The organism is Actinomadura sp. NBRC 104412 (assembly GCF_030269515.1).
Classification (GTDB): Bacteria; Actinomycetota; Actinomycetes; order Streptosporangiales; family Streptosporangiaceae; genus Spirillospora.
On record NZ_BSTM01000067.1, the window covers coordinates 1848 to 3248 of the forward strand.

Consider the following 1401-nt stretch of genomic DNA (forward strand, 5'->3'; position numbering starts at 1 on the left):
TTCCTGCCTGCTTTTGTGGTGGGTGGGGTTCTTTGTTTCTGTGCGATTTGTTGATCGTTTCGTGTGTTCAAGTTTTTGAGGGCATACGGTGGATGCCTTGGCATCAGGAGCCGATGAAGGACGTGGGAGCCTGCGATATGCCTCGGGGAGTCGGCAACCAGACTGTGATCCGGGGGTTTCCGAATGGGGTAACCTGGCACTCGTCATGGGGTGTCGCCGCCGTCTGAATGTATAGGGCGGTTGGTGGGAACGCGGGGAAGTGAAACATCTCAGTACCCGTAGGAAGAGAAAACAATATGTGATTCCGTGAGTAGTGGTGAGCGAAAGCGGAGGAGCCTAAACCGTGCGCGTGTGAGAGCCGGCGGGCGTTGCGTGTGCGGGGTTGTGGGGCCGCCTGGCTGGATCTGCCGGTCCAGCGAGAAGTGATAAACCGCTTGGGTAGTCGAACGGCTTGGGATGGTCGACCGTAGACGGTGAGAGTCCGGTAGGCGAAACTTGAGTGGCTTCTGGGTGTGTTCCCGAGTAGCACGGGGCCCGTGGAATCCCGTGTGAATCTGCCACGACCACGTGGTAAGGCTGAATACTTCCTGGTGACCGATAGCGGACCAGTACCGTGAGGGAAAGGTGAAAAGTGCCCCGGTGAGGGGTTGTGAAAGAGTACCTGAAACCGTGTGCCTACAAGCCGTCAGAGCCTGGGTCTTCTTCTTTGGAGGGGGGCCGGGTGATGGCGTGCCTTTTGAAGAATGAGCCTGCGAGTTATGGTGTGTGGCGAGGTTAACCGGTGGCGGGTAGCCGTAGCGAAAGCGAGTCTGAAGAGGGCGTTTGAGTCGCATGCTGTAGACCCGAAGCGGGGTGATCTAGCCATGGGCAGGGTGAAGCGCCGGTAAGACGGTGTGGAGGCCCGAACCCACCAGGGTTGAAAACCTGGGGGATGACCTGTGGTTAGGGGTGAAAGGCCAATCAAACTCCGTGATAGCTGGTTCTCCCCGAAATGCATTTAGGTGCAGCGTTGCGTGTTTCTTGCCGGAGGTAGAGCTACTGGATGGCCGATGGGCCCGACAAGGTTACTGACGTCAGCCAAACTCCGAATGCCGGTAAGTGAGAGCGTGGCAGTGAGACTGCGGGGGATAAGCTTCGTGGTCGAGAGGGAAACAGCCCAGATCGCCGGTTAAGGCCCCTAAGCGTGTGCTAAGTGGGAAAGGATGTGGAGTTGCCGTGACAACCAGGAGGTTGGCTTAGAAGCAGCCATCCTTGAAAGAGTGCGTAATAGCTCACTGGTCAAGTGATTCCGCGCCGACAATGTAGCGGGGCTCAAGCACACCGCCGAAGCCGTGGCACTCGCACCCCTGTGGGGGTGTGGGTGGGTAGGGGAGCGTCCTGCGTCCGGTGAAGCCGTCGAGT

The 1401-nt window shown here is 58.3% G+C and carries 1 rRNA gene (cut by a window edge); it reads left to right on the plus strand.

Annotated elements, in window-relative coordinates:
- Positions 1-65 precede the first annotated feature (65 nt).
- A 23S ribosomal RNA gene (locus QSK21_RS35575) occupies positions 66-1401 on the plus strand; its annotated part runs 1510 nt beyond the window's last position; the annotation flags it as partial.